Below are 16,561 nucleotides of genomic sequence, written 5' to 3' on the forward strand. Positions count from 1 at the left end.
CGGGTCAGGTGGGCGCGGGAGAGCCGGGGATCACATCCGGAGAGGCCGGCAGGAACAGCCGGTCGATGCGGATCGGCAGGCGCCGGAAGCGGCGGCCGGTCGCGTGGTGGACGGCATTGGCGATGGCGGCGGACATGCCGACATTGCCAAGCTCTCCCAGCCCCTTGATGCCCGAGGGGTTGCCGGCGCGATCGTCCTCGTCGAGCAGGATGACATCCACCTGCCCGATATCGGCATTCACCGGCATCAGATAGTTTTCAAGATCGTGGTTCAGCACGCGCGCCGCCCGGCGGTCCAGCTCGGTCTCTTCCATCAGCGCGGTGGAAAGCCCCCAGATCATGCCGCCGATCAGCTGGCTGCGCGCGGTCAGCGGGTTCATGATCCGGCCGGCGGCGAAGGCGCCGGTCATGCGCGGCACCTCGATTTCGAGCGTGCGGCGGTTGATGCGGATTTCGGCGAATTCAGCGCCCATGGCATAGCGCAGCAGATCGCCCGATCCGCCGCCGCGCATCGGCGTGCGGCCGGCGCGCAGCTTCTCCACCGCATCGGGCTTCAGCCCGTCGGGGATGAAGTCGGCCGTCTGGCTGATCGCCTCCAGCCCGGCCGCTTCCAGCGCGGCGTCGAGCGCCATATAGGGGCCGTCGGCCTCGATCCGGCCGTCGCGGAGGCGGAGCGTCGCCGCATCCAGCCCGGCCAGCGGCCCGGCATCCGGGGCGGTCAGCCGGGTGAAGAGCGTCGTCTTCACCGCCTCTGCGGCCCGCGCCACCGCCGAACAGACGCTGGCGGTGGAGTTGGATCCGCCCGAGACGGGGGCCGGCGGCAGGTCGCTGTCGCCGGTTCTGACCGTCACCCGTTCGGGCGCCACGCCCAGAACCTCGGCGGCCATGCGGGCGGCGGCGGTGCGGATGCCGGTGCCGAGCTCGTGGCTGGCGGTTTCGACCGTCACCCGGGCGTCGGCGGCAAGCCGCACCCGGGCGGTGGCGGCGGCGATGTTGGCGGGGTAGACGGTGGCGGCGCAGCCCATGCCGATCACCCAGTCGCCATCGCGCATCGACCCCGGCACCGGGTCGCGCCGGTCCCAGCCGAAGGCCTTTGCGGCGGCATCGAAACAGGGCATCAGCATCCGGCTGCTGTAGCGCTTGCCCGACAGCGGGTCGGTCGCGGTATCGTTCCGCCGCCGGAAGTCGATCGGCTCCATGTCGAGCGCCGCCGCCATCTCGTCCATCGCCTGTTCCAGCGCGTAGACATAGGGCACTTCGGGCGGCGAGCGCATATAGCCGGGGGTCGGGCGGTCGGCATGGACCAGCGACAGCTTCGTCTGGACCGCCCCATAGCCGTAGAGCCGGGCGGTGACCGAATTGCCGCCGACCAGATAGGGGTCGGCGCGCGAGGTGACCTCGGCGCCGTCATGCACGAAGGCGGTGATCCGGCCGTCGCGCGTGGCGCCCATGCGGATCCGCTGGCGGGTCTCCGCCCGGTGGGTGCCGGCGGTGAAGCCCTGGGCGCGGCTGACCACGCAGCGGAGCGGCCGGCCGAAATGCCGGGCGGCGAAGGCGATCAGCGCCGTGCGCGCGGTGATCGGCCCCTTGCCGCCGAAGGCGCCGCCGACGAATTCCGCCACCACCCGCACCCGGGCGGCATCGATGCCCAGCTGGCGGGCCAGTTCATGGCGCCAGCCGTTCACGTTCTGCGAGGGTTCATAGACCGTCAGCCGCGCCTGATCGCCCTCGCCGTCCCAGACCGCGGTGGTGGAATAGAGTTCGAGCGCATTGTGGTGCTGCACCGGCGTTTCGTAATCGGCCTCGATACACACCTCGGCGGCGGCGAAACCGGCCTCGACATCACCCTGGCCGGGATCCTTGCGGCCGGCGGCCTCGGCGGCGGCGACGGTTTCGGCGCCGGCATCGTCGAAGCCGGTGGCGGGGGCCTCGGCCTCGATCCGGAAGCTCACCCGGGCGGCGGCCTCGGCCGCGATCTCGGCGGTCTCTGCCGCCACCACCGCCAGGATCTCGCCGTCATGGCGGATCAGCCGGTCCTGAAGCGGTGCGATCGACGATGCGGCGACGCCGAAGCGGGGCAGGCCGATGCGGCCGGTGACGTCGTCGACGGTCAGCACCCCCAGCACGCCGGGCAGGGCGGCGGCCTTTGCGGTGTCGATCGCCGCCAGCCGGCCGCGGGCCACGGGCGAGACGACCAGGGCTGCATGGGCCAGGCCGGCAATGGCGGTGTCGGCGGGATAGACGGCCCGGCCGGTGACCTTGGCGCGCCCGTCGATGCGGGGTGTCGTGGCAGGGAGGGAGGTGGCGGGCAGGGAGGTGGGGGGCAGGCTCATCGGCGGGTCTCCGTGACCGAAAGATCCCCGGCGGCAGGCAGGGCGCGGGCGGCAAGCAGGGCGCGGGCGATCAATGCGGCCCCCAGATCGCGCTTGAAGGCGTTGTCGGGCCGGACCACGGCATCGGCGAAGGCGGCGACCCCGGCGGCATGGGCGCATTCCTCGGTCAGGCGTTCGCCGGCCAGCAGCTGTTCGGCCGGAAAGGCCCGCCAGGGGATGGTGGCGACGCCGCCCAGCGCCAGGCGCACCTCGCGCACCCGGTCGCCGTCCAGGTCCAGCGCGCAGGCGACCGAGACCAGGGCGAAGGAATAGGAGGCCCGTTCCCGGCGCTTCAGGAACAGCGAGCGCCGCGCCCAGCCCGGGGCGGGCAGGTGGATGGCGGTGATGGTCTCGTCGGCATCCAGCGCGGTTTCGACATCGGGCGTCGCCCCCGGCAGGCGGTGCAGCCGGGCCAGTTTCATGCGCCGGACCCCGCCCTGGCCGGTGATTTCGATCTGGGCATCCAGCGCCAGTGCGGCCTGGGCGAAATCGCCGGGATAGGCGGCGATGCAGCTGTCGCTGGTACCAAGAATCGCATGATGGCGGGTGATGCCCTCCATCGCGCCGCAGCCGCTGCCGCGCTCGCGCTTGTTGCAGGGCCAGCTGACATCGCGGAAATAGGGGCAGCGGGTGCGCTGCAGCAGGTTGCCGCCCAGGCTCGCCATGTTGCGGATCTGCGGGCTCGCCGCCAGCTCCAGGCTTTGCACCACCATCGGCAGGGCGGCGCCAAGCTCCGGGTCGGCGGCGGCCTCGGCCATGCGGGTCAGCGCGCCGATCCGGAAGGTGCCGTCGGGCAGGCGGGTGATGCCGCGCAGCGCCGGCGGCGACACCCGGTCCAGATCGACCAGGGCCGTGGGGCGTTCCACCCCCAGCCGCATCAGATCGACCAGATTGGTGCCGCCCGCGATCTGCCGGGCACCGGTGGGGGCCGGGTCGTGGACGGGTGTCGGGGGATGAAGCCGGAAGGGTTGCATCACGCACCCCCCATCCGGCCGGCCGCCGCACGCACCGCGGCCACGATATTGGGATAGGCGGCGCAGCGGCAGAGATTGCCCGACATGTGCTCGCGGATCCGCGCATCGTCGGGCTGCGGTTCGGCCGCGATCAGCGCCACGGCCGACAGGATCTGGCCGGGGGTGCAATAGCCGCACTGGAAGGCATCGTGATCGATGAAGGCCTGCTGCATGGGGTGCAGCGCGCCCTCTCCCTCGTCCTCGCTCGCGCTCTCGGGCGTCAGCCCTTCGATGCTGGTCACGCGGGCGCCATCCAGCCGGGCGGCGAGGGTCAGGCAGCCGAGCACGGCCCGGCCGTCGACCAGCAGGGTGCAGGCGCCGCACTGGCCGTGGTCGCAGCCCTTCTTGGCGCCGGTCAGCCCCAGCCGGTCGCGCAGCAGATCCAGCAGGCTGAGCCGGGGGTCGATGGTCACGCGGCAGGGGCGGCCGTTGACCTCCAGGCCGACCATCAGGCCTTCGGCCCAGCGGTCCCCAGGCGGGCGGTCCCCAGGCAGGCGGTCCCCAGGTGGGCGGTTACCCGGCATCGTCGTCATCCGTGTCGCGGCGGTCGGGGGGCCAGCCTTCGGGGAAGCGGTCCTCATCCTCGGTCTCCCCATCTTCGTCGTCGTCGAACACATCCTCGGCGGCGCGGCGGGTTGCCTCTTCGGTCGGGTCCAGGCCCTCGGCCTCGCCGGTGACGGGGTCGGTGATCACGTCATCCGGCCGGGCGGGCGCTTCGTCGCGCGGGACATTGCGGAAGCGCCCGCCATCGGGGCTGCGCGTGTCGCGGGCATCGGCCTCGCGCCCTTCGGCGCTGCCCAGGATCTCGGCATCGCTGGGGTCCGGCTGCCGGCGGTTCCGGTCGGCTGTCGCCATGGCGGCGGTATCTCCTGCTCAGGCGGGCGGTTACCAGGGCTGAACCCCCGACCGCGCGGGAGGTTCCCGGATCATAGGGGAACTCTCCCTCCGTCCGGCCGGTTGACCGCCATCCCCAGGAAGGAGGCCGCGATGACCAGGCAGAGCCCGGAGCAGAGAACAACCAGCAGGGATGACCGGATCAAGGAACACATGCATCGGTTGTGGAAGGAAGAGGGCGCCATCCCGGGGCGCGAGGCGGACTACCGCGGCCGTGCCGAAGAGCTGGTGGCGATCGAGGACAACCAGCACCTGACCACCTTCCGCCCCGGATCCCCCCGCGACCGCATCCGCAACGACCCCACCGAACCGCTGGAGGCGGTGGAGAACCAGGGCGAGTTCCCGACCCTGACCGACCAGGGCGAAGAGCGCACCACCCCCCGGCCGGTGCCGCCCCGGGATGACGACATTCCGGGGTGAGAGGCCGACGACAACGAGAAAACCCCGCACCCTCGGTAGAGGATGCGGGGTTTCCGAAAGTGCCTCGGGTATCGTCAGGCGTCACGAAACTCCGTGGTGGTAGCTACGCCTGCGAACGCGCCTCTCGCCTGTGGGTCAGGTCGAGCCGTCGGCTCAGTCGATCAGGGAGAGGTTGGCGGCCGCCAGCTTGCCGCTGCGGCGGTCGGCGATCAGCTCGTAAGAGACCTTCTGGCCCTCACGCAGCTCGGTCAGGCCCGAGCGCTGAACGGCGCTGATGTGCACGAAGGCATCGGCTCCGCCCTCGTCGGGCTGAATGAAGCCGAAGCCTTTGGTGGCGTTGAACCACTTCACGGTTCCCGTCGCCATGAGGGGACACCCTTTCGTCATCGTCGTTGTGCAGTGTCGTCCGCAGCCCAGGCGCGGACGGACGGCGGGCCCCCCATCATCCCTGGTGCCCGTCGACGAGAAAAAGGGTGCGGCTTTTCGGGGCGGGTTTCAAGTGCGGCCTTTCGTCCCCAGGCGTTTCGGCACGATCCGCAGACGCGAAAAACCCCGCCCCGGTCGAAACCAGGGCGGGGTCTTTCTTGGAGACATCGTCACCGTGGCGCGCCACCCGAAGGGGCGCACCGGAACCGGATCAGAGAAGCTCCAGATTGGCAGCTGCCAGCTTACCGCTGCGGCGGTCAGCGATCAGCTCGTAGGCAACCTTCTGGCCTTCGACCAGCTCGGTCAGGCCCGAACGCTGCACGGCGCTGATGTGCACGAAGGCGTCGTTTCCGCCCTCGTCAGGCTGGATGAAGCCGAAGCCCTTGGTGGTGTTGAACCACTTCACGGTTCCCGTAGCCATGGGAATAACCTTTCGTCGTCGTCATAAGGGCACCCGCATCGCGTGCGGATGGTCGAAATCAGATCTCAAACAAGACAAATTCGAATGGGTATACGAAGTTCATCGGCTAGAGGTCTGGGAACCGGGTAGGCTCGTACTCGACGCTGCCGAAGGTGGGGCCTTTTCGTCCCTCTGGCAAGCCGGTATTTCATTTTTTTGGGGGGCAGGCCCAAAATAATCCTCTCATGGCGGTGGACGGCGAGGGGAAAACGCGGCCCGCGGTCATTGCGGCCACGCGCATTCCCGCGGGGCCCCTGTCAGGCCACACCCAGCGCCCGCAACGCTGCCGCCGTCAGCCCCTGGCGGGGCGGCACCAGCCCGGCCCAGGGGTCGGTTGCGGGCAATGGATCGCCCAGGCGGAAGGCATCGGCCCGGTCGATCCCGGCCAGCATCTGCCAGTCGACCGGCCGGGCCACCGGGGCGCCGGCCCGGGCGCGGGGCGACCAGGGGCAGATGGCGGTGGCGGCACGGTCGTTGCGGAAATGGTCGATGAAGATCCGGCCCTTGCGCTTCGCCTTGCTCATGGTCGCGACGAAGCGGTCGGGGTCGTGGTCGGCGAAGCGCTGCGCCAGGGCCTTCGCCGCCGCCTTCACCACCGGCCAGTCGTGCCGGCGGGCGATCGGCACCACCACATGCACGCCCTTGCCGCCGGTCAGCAGCGGCACCGAGGCGAGATCCAGCGCTGCCAGCGCGTCACGCATGTCGAAGGCCGCCTGGCGGACGGCCGCGAAATCCACCGCCGGATCCGGGTCCAGATCGAAAACCAGCCGGTCCGGGCGCTCGGGCCGGTCGATGCGCGATCCCCAGAGATGCAGTTCCAGAACCCCGATCTGCGCCGCGCCCACCAGGCCTTCCGGATCGCGGACCAGAACATACTCTTCGGTATTGCCCTGTGCGTCGGTCAGCTTGCGGCTGGCGAAACCGCGGGGCAGGCCGCGGCCGGCATGGCGCTGGAAGAAACAGGCCTTGCGGCGGCCTTCGGGGCAGCGCACCAGGCTGACCAGCCGGTCTTGCAGATGCGGCATCATCAGCGCCGCGACGGCATCGAACCAGTGGGCGAGATCGCGCTTGGTGATGCCCTGTTCGGGGAACAGAACCCGGTCGGGATGGGTCAGGCGCACGCCGCGCAGGCTGTCTCCGGTCTCGTCCATCGCTTCTGCCTCCTCGACGGCCATCACCCGGTCCGCCTCAACTTCGGCCGCCGGCTTGTCCTCGCGCGGGCCCAGATAGCGGCCCTGGCGGATCAGCCCCTCGCCGGTCAGGCCGCCATGGGCGATCTGGACCACGATCCGCGGCTCCACCCAGCGCGCCGCCCGGGCCACGGCGGGCGGCACGCTGTCGCGGTCGACGGGCGGGGTCTTGCGGGCCAGCGCCGTCAGCCGTGGCGCCAGCCAGGCGAAATCCCTGTCGCTGAAACCGGCGCCGACCCGGCCGGCATAGCGGCAGGTGCCGCGATCCTGAACCGCCAGCAGCAGCGAGGCGAAGGGCCGCCCGGCTTCGGAGGGCGAGGTGCCGACCACGACATACTCCCCCGCCTGACCGCATTTGACCTTGAGCCAGGCATGGCCGCGGCCCGGGCGATAGGGCGCGTCGGCCCGCTTGGCGATCAGCCCCTCATGGCCCGCCGCACAGACCTGGTCCAGCAGGTCCCGCGCCGGGCCGGGGCTGTGGTCGACAAGGTGGATGCCGTCGCCCGCGGGCGCCCCCAGCAGCGCCCTGAGCCGGGCCTTGCGGGCGGTCAAGGGCAGGTGGCGCAGGCTTTCCCCGCCCTCGGCCAAGAGGTCGAAGACGCCGTAATGCAGCCCCTCGCCCCCGGCGGAAAGCGCCGCCTGCAGGGCGGAGAAATCGGTGCGGCCGTCTGCCGTCATCGCCGTCACCTCGCCGTCCAGCAGCACGCCGTCCAGGCCCGGCCGTGCCGCCAGCGCCCGGGCGATGCCGGGGAAGCGGTCGGTCCAGTCGAGGCCCGATCGGGTGCGGATGACGGCCCGGCCGCCCGACACCGCGGCGAGGGCGCGATAGCCGTCGAGCTTGATTTCGAACACCCAGCCGGGCCCGCGCGGCGGCCGGTCGGTCAGGGTGGCGAGCATCGGCGCGACGAAGCCGGGCAGGGGGGCGACAGCACTTTCCGGCTGAACCGCCACGCTGCCGGGGTGGCGGCGGGTCACCTCGCCCGTCGGGTCGGCATCGGCGTCGTCGCGCTTGATCAGCAGCCAGTTCTCGGCCTTTTCCGGCGCCCGCCCGGCCCTGGCCGCCGGCTTCATGCGCACCAGCACGAACCGGCCATGCAGCCGCTCGCCATGGATGACGAAGTCCAGCCGCCCCGCGGCGAGCCCCGCCGCCGGGTCGCCGATCGGCTCCCAATGGCCGCGATCCCACAGCACCACCTCGCCCGCGCCATACTGGCCCGCGGGGATCTGCCCCTCGAAGCCGGCATAGGCGAGGGGGTGGTCTTCGGTGCGCACCGCCAGCCGCTTCTGCCTGGGGTCCAGGCTGGGGCCGCGGGTGATCGCCCAGCTTTTCAGCACCCCCGCCCATTCCAGCCGGAGATCGTAATGCAGCCGCCGGGCGTCGTGCTTCTGGATGGCATAGGTCAGCCTGCCGCCTTCAGGGCTGCGCCCGCTCCCGGCCTCCGGCTCGGGCGTGCGGTCGAAGCGACGCTTGCGGCGATAGCTGTCGAGCGGGTCGGCGGCCATCGGCCTCACCCCGCCTTGCGCCGGCCGCTCCGTGCCGGCCGTGTCTTGCCGCTGTCCTTGCCATTGTCCTGGACCGAGCGACGCAGCGCCTCGACCAGATCGACGACCTTGCCGCCGCCGCCGGTCTCTTCCGCGGCCTCTTCGCCCAGCTCGACCGATTTTTCGGCCGCCTTGGCGTCGATCAGCTGGCGCAGGGCCTGGGTGTAATTGTCCTTGAACCGTGCGGGCTCGAAGGCCGAGGTCTTCCGCTCGATCAGCTCGGCCGCCAGGTCGAGCAGTTCCGGATCGCTCGCCTCTTCGTCGATCGAGGTGAAGAAGGGGGCGGCGCGCTGGACCTCGTCGGCGAAGCGGAGCGTCTCCAGCATCAGCCCCTGGCCGCAGGGCTTGAGGGCGGCGACATATTCCCGCCCGCGCATCACGAACTGGCCGAGGCCGATCCGCCCGGCGCGTTTCAGCGCATCGCGAAGCACGGCATAGGCCTCGATCGCCAGCTCGCCGTCGGGGACCACGTAATAGGGCCGTTCGAACCAGATCGGCGCAATCTCGTCGGGGCCCACGAACTGCACCAGATCCAGGGTGTGGCGGGTTTCCACCTTCAGCGCATCGATCTCGTCCTGATCGATCAGCACCCAGCGGCCCTGGCCCAGTTCGAAACCCTTCACGATCTCGTCGGTATCGACCGGCCCGACCCCGGGCACGATCTTCTGATAGCGGATGCGCCGGCGCGAGGGCTCGTGGACCTGGTGGAACTGGATCCGCGCGCCGCTTTTCACCGCGGCATAAAGCTTCACCGGCACCGATACCAGGGCAAGCCGCATATTGCCGGTCCAGACCGGGCGTGCCGAGGGGCGATTGGCCGCCGCCTCGCCGTCATCCTGTCGTTTCGGTTTCGCCGCCTTGCGCGCCATGGGTCGCCTCTCGTCTGCTCCGGGCCTGATTCCGTCAACCCGGCCGCTGCGGCAGCGGTTCCCGGACCCCCGAGACCCCGGACTCCCGAGACTCCGGAACCATGGGGCGGGCTGCCGGGTTCGCGCTGCAAGGGTAAGACCAGCCGAAGGAGGTATCCGACCCATGTCGTTCTTCCGCAAGTTCGACGAAACCGCCATCGCCTTCCTGCACCAGGACAAGACCGCCGACGGCAAGACCAGCCGCTTCTTCAAATTCGTGCGGCGCGAGGAGGGGTGATCCATGGCGGGGCCGAAAACGATCCGGGCGTTCGGCATCAACTGCACGCTGAAGGGCGGCGATGCCGAAAGCTCGACCGATCTGCTGCTGTCGCAATTCCTGAACCGGCTTGGCCGCGACGGGGTGGAGACGGCGAGCATCCGCGCGGTCGATCACGACATCAAACCCGGCATCACCGCCGATGAAGGGCCGGGCGATGCCTGGCCGGCGATCCGCCGCCAGGTGCTGGACGCACAGATCCTGGTGATCGGCACACCCATCTGGCTGGGCCAGCCCTCCAGCGTCTGCAAGCGGGTGCTGGAGCGGCTGAACGCCTTCCTGACCGAAACCGACGAGGCGGGGCGGCTGCGCTCTTACGGCCGGGCGGTGGCGCTGGTGGTGGTGGGCAATGAAGACGGCGCCCATCATGTCGCGGCCGAGGTCTATCAGGGCCTGGCCGATGTCGGCTTCACCATCCCGCCCAATGCCGTGGTCTATTGGGTGGGAGAGGCGATGGGCAAGACCGACTACAAGGATCTGCCCGCCATGCCCGACAAGATCGGCACCACCATCGATCTGGCGGCGCGCAACGTGCTGCATCTGGCCCGGCTGCTGGCCGAAAACCAGTATCCGCCCGATGGCCAGCCGGCGAAGTTCCGCGATCAGTAGCCGCCCCGTCGTCGGTCGTCACCCCGGCGCTAATAGTCGATCAGGCAGGGGCTGAACACGCCCGTCTCTTCGACATGCGCCGCCCAGCTGGCGAGCCGGCCGTCGATCAGCGCGCGCCAGCTGGCCTTTTCGCCGTCGGGGCCGGTCGCCACGCGGTCGAGCTGGGCTTCCCAGGTCTCCAGCACCCGCCGGCCGGGCTGGGGCAGGATGCGCCAGCCGCCATCCTGCCCCCGCCCGACGTCGGTAGGGGCAATGCGAGGGAGGGGGCGGCGGATGATGTCGTCGGGCTGCAGGATGCGGTTGTTGAACAGATAGACGGTGCAGGTCTCGACCAGCGGGGCGGCGAAGACCTCCACCAGATCCGCCACCAGCCCGTCCTCTGCCGTCGCCACCTCGTGGCAGGCGCCGAAGCCGGGATGCAGGCCATGGCGGGTGGCGGCGGTGCGGATTTCGCGCGCCAGCAGCGCCGTCAGCCAGTCCAGCACCAGATTGACCGGATCGGTCGCCCCGCGTCGCAGCCGGCGGCGCAGGGTCCAGCCATGGCCGATCAGCTGGCCCAGGGCCGGCCAGTAGACCAGGGCGGCCTCGTCCGCCACCGCCAGCAGGTCGGGCACCGTATCCGCCACCCGCAGCTTGCGCCGGATGCGCTTCAGCCGCTCGGCCGCCCCCTCGACCGATACCAGCCGCTTGCGGCGGTCCAGCCGCTTCAGCAGGGCCTGCATGTTCTGCAACCGGGCATCCACCACCAGCCGCGCCAGGGCGTGGCGGCGGGCCGGGTCCAGCAGATGGCGGGCCTGGGCCAGATGGCGCGGCGCCTGATGCATCGGCGGGGGCGCCAGCCAGGCCTGAACCCCGCCCATGCCGTCCAGCAGCGCCACCGGGATGTCGCGCGCCAGGGCGGCCCGCAGGGTGGCGGCGGCGGCCTGCACCCCCGGCGCCAGTTCGATCCGCGAGACTGCGGCCGCCGGCCGGCTGTCCAGCCGTTCGCCGGTTTCGGCCGCCTCGACCGTGAAGGCCCGATCATCGATCCCCAGCCGGTGGCCGGGGGTCAAAAGATAAAGCGGCCGCGCCGGACCCTCGGCGCCGGGGGCCGGATCTGCCGGGCGGGGTGGCGCCATCATCCGCGCCATGATCCGCCCCAGGCGCGGGCCGGCCTGGTCCAGGCGGATCATGCGCGGCAGGTCGACATCGACATACAGCCCGTGATCGGCCAGCAGCGCCAGCATGCGGCCGCGCGCGTCCTCGGCCGCCGCGGCCCCGGTCGCCAGAACCAGGATCTCGCCGGCGGCCGGCACCAGATGCACCCCAGCAGCCGCGATCCGCGCCGCCACCGCCCCCAGATGCAGCCGGGCGAGCAGGCCCGAGACCGGCAGCCCGGGCGGAATGCCGAGCCCATCCTCCGGATCCGCCACCGCCAGCCACATCCCGAACAGATCCACCAGCCGCGCATCCCCGCCCAGCGCCGCCAGCCGCTCGCAGAGCAGATCATGCGGCACCAGATCGGTGACATGGGTGATGGTGCCGTCCAGCAGATGCACGGCGCCCTGCTGTCCAAGTGCCGCCAGCCGTGCCATCACCGCCGCCGGATCGCCGTCGGATGAAGGATCGGGCAGCCCCGTCGCCACCGCCGTCATCACCACCCGGTCCGCAACCGGCGCCACCACGGCGCCCCCGGCGATCAGCCACGGCCCCGGCCGATAGGTCCCGCCCAGCAGATCGGCGGCCAGCCGCGCCAGCCGCAGATCCAGCCCGGCCTGAAACGCCGCCACCCCCTCGCCATCGCCCCCGGCCCCCAGGCCATCCCGCGATACCAGATCCCAGGCGGCCCGCAGGCGATCGGGGGTGACGAGCTGATCGAACATGGCGGACCTCCCGGCAGCGCTGACGACAGGCCGCGACTGTTCCGGAAAACCGGCGCGGGCGCAAGGGACGGCATGACCCGCCCCACCGCGCGCCCCTCAGGACTGCACGATGGTCCCGCCGTTCGGGTGCAGGACCTGGCCGCTCATGTAAGACGCCTCCTCGCTCGCCAGGAAGACATGGCAGGCCGCCACCTCGTTGGGCTGGCCGGCGCGGCCCATGGGGGCGCTGCCGCCGTGTCGGGCGACCTTGTCGGGCGGGAAGCTGGCGGGGATCAGCGGGGTCCAGATGGGGCCCGGGGCGACCGCGTTGACGCGGATCTTCCGGTCGACCAGCAGCTTGGACATCGATCGGGTGAAGGCCACGATCGCGCCGCGGGTGGAGGCATAGTCCACCATGCTGGGATAGCCCTGATAGGCGGTGATCGAGGTGGTGTTGACGATCGCGCCGCCCTCGGGCAGATGCTCCAGCGCCGCCTTGGTCATGAAGAAATAGCCGAAGACATTGGTGCGGAAGGTCCGCTCCAGCTGTTCGGCGGCCAGATCGGTGAAATCCTTTACCTCGTGCTGTTCGGCGGCATTGTTCACCAGCACGTCCAGCCGGCCGAAGGTCTTGACCACCTCGCCCACCGCGCGGCGGCAGACCGCCTCGTCGCCGACATCGCCGGCGATGTGCATGGCCTGGCGGCCTTCGGCTTCGACCAGACGCACGGTTTCCTCGGCGTCGCGATGCTCGTTCAGATACAGAATGGCGATGTCGGCGCCCTCGCGCGCCATGCCGATCGCCACCGCCCGGCCGATGCCGCTGTCGCCGCCGGTGATCAGTGCGACCTTATCCTTCAGCCGGCCGGCGCCGGGAAATCGTGGCATGTAATCGGGGGCCGGTGACATTTCATGCTCGCGCCCCGGCTGCTGATTTTGCCTTTGGGGTGGTTGAAGATGATCCGACATATCCGTCCCTTTCCAGGCTCTGTTGCAGACATGTCGCGTGAACGCTTCCAGATATATTTGGTTCCGGCATAGGAGGAACAGTATGCCGTCCGTTCAAGTTCCGTCTCCGCGTGCCGCGTGACGTGCGGCCGCCCGATGAATTAAACTGCAACGGAGGTTGATCCACCCGATGACGAACGACGTAAGAAAGGTCGGGTGCCCCCAATCCGACGTCTGGCTTCCGGAGACGGCCAGGCTGGTGACTGCCGAAACCGAAGCTTCGACCGGCCGGCGCCCATGCATCATGCATCATGGCCCGAGGCTGCCTTCGGCAGGATGATCCCATGACGAAGGAACACCCCCTACCCATGGCTAGCGCACATCCCGGACGTCGCATCGACGGGACCGACCCGAAACGGCAGGCCGAGCACGACGACCGTTCGCTCGACCGGGCCCTCCAGGATCTCTACGCCGCTTATGGAGACGACACATCGCCGCCCGAGGAGCTGATGGCTCTGGCGCGCGAGGCTGCTGCGGCTCTGGTCGGCAACCCCGTCTATGACGATGCCACGCCGAAGGATGCATCATCCGAGGCATCTTCCCACCCGGACACCCCGCCGGCCGATACCGTGCAGGGCGGCGGAAAGCGCCGATCGGACGAGCACACCTCCTGATCCGATCCGGCACCCGCAGCGGGGTGCACCGGATGTCGTCGCCGGCCCCCGATGATGCGGGGCGTCAGCGGCGGCGGCAGAGATAGATCTCGTCCGCCGGACGGGACAGGATCGTGAACCCGGCGCTGCGCAGCATCGCTTCCGTGCAGGCCCGGTTCGGGATCCACCAGTTGCTGGGGTCGCCCGCATAGGCGTGCTCCACGAAATGCAGCCGCGGATAGTCGTCGCGATCAAAGATCGCGTGTTCCGAGAAGTCATGATCCGCGGCGAGTGCGCCGGCCGTTCCGGCGCCCCGCTCCAGCGACTGCACCACCAGCAGATCCGCCGCCGCATGGGCGTGGATCAGGTCCAGCGCCAGCAGCGGGTGGCGCAGGTGGTACAGCACCCCCATGAACAGCACCAGATCGAAGCGCTCGCCCAGCCGGGGCAGGTCGTAGACCGACATCTCCCGGAACTCGATCGCGACCCCGGCGACCTCTGCCGCCAGGCGCGCCTGGGCCAGATAGCGGGGGTCGTGATCCACCGCCAGCACCCGGGCGGCACCCTCCTGCTTCAGCCGGATCGAGAAATAGCCGGCATTGCAGCCGATATCGAGCACGTTCAGACCGCCGAGATCCGCCGGCAGGGCCGGCCGCAGCCGGTCCCACTGAAAGCCCGGATAGTCGCCGAGGAAATGGTCCGGCGCGGTGCGGATGCCATCTAGTTCCATATTGTGAAACCATGGTCCGAGTTCGTCGATGCGGCGCCTGAGATCATGGTTCGGCTTGTGGTCTGGCATGGGTCGGGTCCGTCTGTCGTCGGGAGTCAGCCGCCCGCGAACAGCAGCGCCACCAGCGCCTCGGCGCGGGTCCGGCGGCCGCCGGCGCGGGCGCGGGCGTAAATGCCGGCCAGGCGGCCGGATTCGAAACTGTCGATCAGCCGCCGATGGACATAGCTGCGCCGGGCGACGGCGGGGGTATTGCCCAGCATCTCGGCCACCGCACGCATCACCTGCGCGATCTGCCGGCGCCGGCGGGCGACCGATCGGGCGGGATCGGTGGCGGCAAGCGCCGCACCGGCGGCGGCGGTGGCGGAGAGGGTGCGGAAATCCTTGGCGGTGACCGGGGTTTCAGCCGGCCCTCGGCCGCGGGCGATCTCGGCCAGATAGGCGTTCACATCGGCCGCGGTCACCGTGTGCGGCCGGCCGTTGCCATCCGGATACTGGAACAGCCGCGTGCCCTTCAGCCCCGTCAGGCGGGTGAGGGCGGCGGCGAGATCGGCATCGTCCAGGGTGCAGGCGATCGCCCGGCCGCTCTTGCCGCGGAAATCCAGCGCCACCGCGCTTTCCGAGATCGACACCTGGCGCTTCAGCAGGGTGGCGGCGCCGCGGCTGCGGCCGGACTGAACATAGTCCTCGCAGCCGATCCGGATATGGGTGAGGTCGATCACCCGCACGATCGCGGCCAGCGCGCCGTCGCGGGTCCGGCCTGCCTGTTCCAGATCGCGCGCCACCCGGGCGCGGATGCGGCCGATCGCGCGGGCCAGCGTCGCCAGCCGGTCGATCTTGTCGCGCTCGCGGACCTGTTCCCAATCAGCATGATAGCGGTATTGCAGCCGCCCGGCGCGATCGCGGCCCGTGGCCTGAAGATGGGCGCGCGGGTCGGCCGCGATCCGGACCTCACGATAATCGGGCGGGATCGCCAGCGCCTTGATCCGGTCGATTTCGGCCGGGTCGGTGATCCGCCGTCCATCGCCGTCCAGATAGACGAAGCCGCGCCCGGCGCGCCTGCGGCGGATCGGCAGGGCATCGGCCGCGGCGCGGTGCAGCCCGGCAGCGCGCATCCGCGCCGCCCGCCGCCGCTTGCGCCCGTGGGCGGGCGGTGCGCCGTCCTCGCGGCTCAATGTTCCGGCGCCGCCAGGCCCAGAGAGATCGCGGCCCCGCCGGCCGGCTCGCGCCGCCGGGCCGCGGCACCGCGCAGCTCTGCCGCGGGCTTCGCCACCAGCCGGCCCTCTTCGGCCAGCAGCTCGGCGAACCAATCGATGGTGGCGGCAAGCCCGGTGCGCAGGGGCACCCGGGGTTCCCAGTCCAGCAGCCGGCGGGCCAGGGCGATATCGGGGCGCCGGCGGCGGGGATCGTCGGCCGGCAGCGGATCATGGGTGGTGCGGATCTGCCGGCCGGTCAGCCGGCCGATCATTTCGGCCATCTCCAGGATCGAATATTCTTCCGGATTGCCCAGATTGACCGGGGTCTCGGGGCGCTGCCCGACCTCGATCAGCCGCACCAGCCCCTCGACCAGATCGTCGACATAGCAGAACGACCGGGTCTGACGGCCCGAGCCGTAGATGGTGAGCTTCTGCCCGGTCAGCGCCTGGGCCACGAAGTTCGACACGATCCGCCCGTCATCCAGCCGCATGCGCGGGCCATAGGTGTTGAACACCCGCGCCACCCGGACATCGGTGCCGTACTGGCGGACGAAGTCGTAGCACAGCGCCTCGGCCATGCGCTTGCCTTCGTCATAGCAGGCGCGGGGCCCGGTGGTGTTGACGCAGCCGCGATAGCTTTCGGGCTGGGGATGCACCTCCGGGTCGCCATAGATTTCCGAGGTCGAGGTCATGACGAAGCGGGCATCGGCCTGGGTCGCCAGTTCCAGAAGGTTCAGCGTGCCGACCACGCTGGTGGTGGCGGTGCGGATCGGCTGGTCCTGGTAATGCGGCGGCGAGGCCGGGCAGGCCAGATTCCAGACCTGCGCCAGGCCCGCGATCCCGGGCAGCGGCCGGCGGATGTCGTGCTCCATGAACACGAAATCCGGATGATCGGCCAGGTGGGCCAGGTTGCGGGCAAGCCCGGTGTGGAAGTCGTCGATCCCATAGACCCGCCAGCCGTCGTCGATCAGCCGGGTGGAGAGATGCGAGCCGAGGAAGCCGGCGGCACCGGCGACCAGGGCCACCGGCCGGTTCGGCCGCGGCCCGCGGCGGTTGGTCTGCGGGGTGGGGCCGTTCATGGGGCGA

The 16,561-nt window shown here is 70.6% G+C and carries 16 protein-coding genes; 3 read left to right on the plus strand and 13 right to left on the minus strand.

Annotated features, from left to right (window positions below; all coding sequences use genetic code 11):
• Window positions 1–4: 4 nt before the first annotated feature.
• From WI697_RS03715 to WI697_RS03730, 4 genes are all read right to left on the minus strand, one after another.
• Complete coding sequence (locus tag WI697_RS03715; protein ID WP_345957418.1) at window positions 5–2,332, minus strand: xanthine dehydrogenase family protein molybdopterin-binding subunit; 2,328 nt, start codon at window positions 2,330–2,332, stop codon at window positions 5–7.
• Entirely contained in the window at window positions 2,329–3,345 is a 1,017-nt protein-coding gene (locus WI697_RS03720) for an FAD binding domain-containing protein (RefSeq protein WP_345957650.1), read from the minus strand. Before WI697_RS03720 ends, WI697_RS03715 begins: the two co-directional genes overlap by 4 nt.
• Window positions 3,345–3,833, minus strand: coding sequence for a (2Fe-2S)-binding protein (locus tag WI697_RS03725; protein ID WP_385997686.1), 489 nt, complete (start codon window positions 3,831–3,833; stop codon window positions 3,345–3,347). The genes WI697_RS03720 and WI697_RS03725 overlap by 1 nt, the downstream gene beginning before the upstream one ends.
• A 64-nt stretch (window positions 3,834–3,897) precedes the next feature.
• On the minus strand, window positions 3,898–4,239 hold the full coding sequence (locus WI697_RS03730) for a hypothetical protein (RefSeq protein ID WP_345957419.1): 342 nt from the start codon (window positions 4,237–4,239) through the stop codon (window positions 3,898–3,900).
• A 132-nt stretch (window positions 4,240–4,371) separates the two neighbouring features.
• Here WI697_RS03730 and WI697_RS03735 point away from each other — a divergent pair, with 132 nt between their 5' ends.
• The gene (locus WI697_RS03735) at window positions 4,372–4,698 is read left to right on the plus strand and encodes a DUF2934 domain-containing protein (RefSeq protein WP_296711199.1); all 327 of its coding nucleotides are present in this window, start codon (window positions 4,372–4,374) and stop codon (window positions 4,696–4,698) included.
• A 153-nt stretch (window positions 4,699–4,851) separates the two neighbouring features.
• Here the strand turns inward: WI697_RS03735 and WI697_RS03740 are convergent, their stop codons facing one another.
• The 4 genes from WI697_RS03740 to ku all read right to left on the minus strand — a co-directional run bounded on the left by WI697_RS03740 (window position 4,852) and on the right by ku (window position 9,185).
• The gene (locus tag WI697_RS03740) at window positions 4,852–5,064 is read right to left on the minus strand and encodes a cold-shock protein (protein ID WP_014747389.1); all 213 of its coding nucleotides are present in this window, start codon (window positions 5,062–5,064) and stop codon (window positions 4,852–4,854) included.
• Between the two features lie 271 nt (window positions 5,065–5,335).
• Entirely contained in the window at window positions 5,336–5,545 is a 210-nt protein-coding gene (locus WI697_RS03745) for a cold-shock protein (RefSeq protein WP_041606896.1), read from the minus strand.
• A gap of 296 nt (window positions 5,546–5,841) precedes the next feature.
• Window positions 5,842–8,277, minus strand: a complete 2,436-nt coding sequence (gene ligD, locus WI697_RS03750; protein WP_345957420.1) for a DNA ligase D — start codon at window positions 8,275–8,277, stop codon at window positions 5,842–5,844.
• Window positions 8,278–8,282: 5 nt separating this feature from the next.
• Window positions 8,283–9,185 carry a non-homologous end joining protein Ku gene (gene ku / locus WI697_RS03755; protein WP_345957421.1) on the minus strand — a complete coding sequence of 301 codons (903 nt, stop codon included), beginning with the start codon at window positions 9,183–9,185 and terminating at the stop codon, window positions 8,283–8,285.
• A gap of 280 nt (window positions 9,186–9,465) precedes the next feature.
• On the opposite strand from ku, the gene WI697_RS03760 reads away from it, so the two are divergent.
• Window positions 9,466–10,110: a flavodoxin family protein gene (locus WI697_RS03760; protein WP_062763148.1), complete on the plus strand. Its 645-nt coding sequence runs from the start codon at window positions 9,466–9,468 to the stop codon at window positions 10,108–10,110.
• A 29-nt stretch (window positions 10,111–10,139) separates the two neighbouring features.
• On the opposite strand, the gene cas1 is transcribed toward WI697_RS03760, so the two are convergent.
• The gene (cas1, locus tag WI697_RS03765) at window positions 10,140–11,972 is read right to left on the minus strand and encodes a CRISPR-associated endonuclease Cas1 (RefSeq protein WP_345957422.1); all 1,833 of its coding nucleotides are present in this window, start codon (window positions 11,970–11,972) and stop codon (window positions 10,140–10,142) included.
• A 96-nt stretch (window positions 11,973–12,068) separates the two neighbouring features.
• Complete coding sequence (locus WI697_RS03770; RefSeq protein WP_345957424.1) at window positions 12,069–12,920, minus strand: SDR family oxidoreductase; 852 nt, start codon at window positions 12,918–12,920, stop codon at window positions 12,069–12,071.
• Between the two features lie 323 nt (window positions 12,921–13,243).
• Here WI697_RS03770 and WI697_RS03775 point away from each other — a divergent pair, with 323 nt between their 5' ends.
• A complete protein-coding gene (locus WI697_RS03775; protein WP_345957425.1) occupies window positions 13,244–13,573 on the plus strand; it encodes a hypothetical protein in 330 nt (109 codons plus the stop codon).
• 64 nt (window positions 13,574–13,637) lie between these two features.
• Here WI697_RS03775 and WI697_RS03780 read toward each other — a convergent pair whose 3' ends face one another.
• From WI697_RS03780 to WI697_RS03790, 3 genes are read right to left on the minus strand one after another with little or no spacing between them, the layout of a single operon-like run.
• A complete protein-coding gene (locus WI697_RS03780) occupies window positions 13,638–14,351 on the minus strand; it encodes a TIGR04290 family methyltransferase (RefSeq protein ID WP_345957426.1) in 714 nt (237 codons plus the stop codon).
• A 26-nt stretch (window positions 14,352–14,377) separates the two neighbouring features.
• Window positions 14,378–15,454 carry a DNA topoisomerase IB gene (locus WI697_RS03785; RefSeq protein WP_345957428.1) on the minus strand — a complete coding sequence of 359 codons (1,077 nt, stop codon included), beginning with the start codon at window positions 15,452–15,454 and terminating at the stop codon, window positions 14,378–14,380.
• On the minus strand, window positions 15,451–16,554 hold the full coding sequence (locus WI697_RS03790) for a UDP-glucuronic acid decarboxylase family protein (protein WP_345957429.1): 1,104 nt from the start codon (window positions 16,552–16,554) through the stop codon (window positions 15,451–15,453). Before WI697_RS03790 ends, WI697_RS03785 begins: the two co-directional genes overlap by 4 nt.
• Between the last annotated feature and the right edge of the window lie 7 nt (window positions 16,555–16,561).

This window comes from Tistrella mobilis, from assembly GCF_039634785.1.
GTDB classification, from domain to species: Bacteria; Pseudomonadota; Alphaproteobacteria; order Tistrellales; family Tistrellaceae; genus Tistrella; species Tistrella mobilis.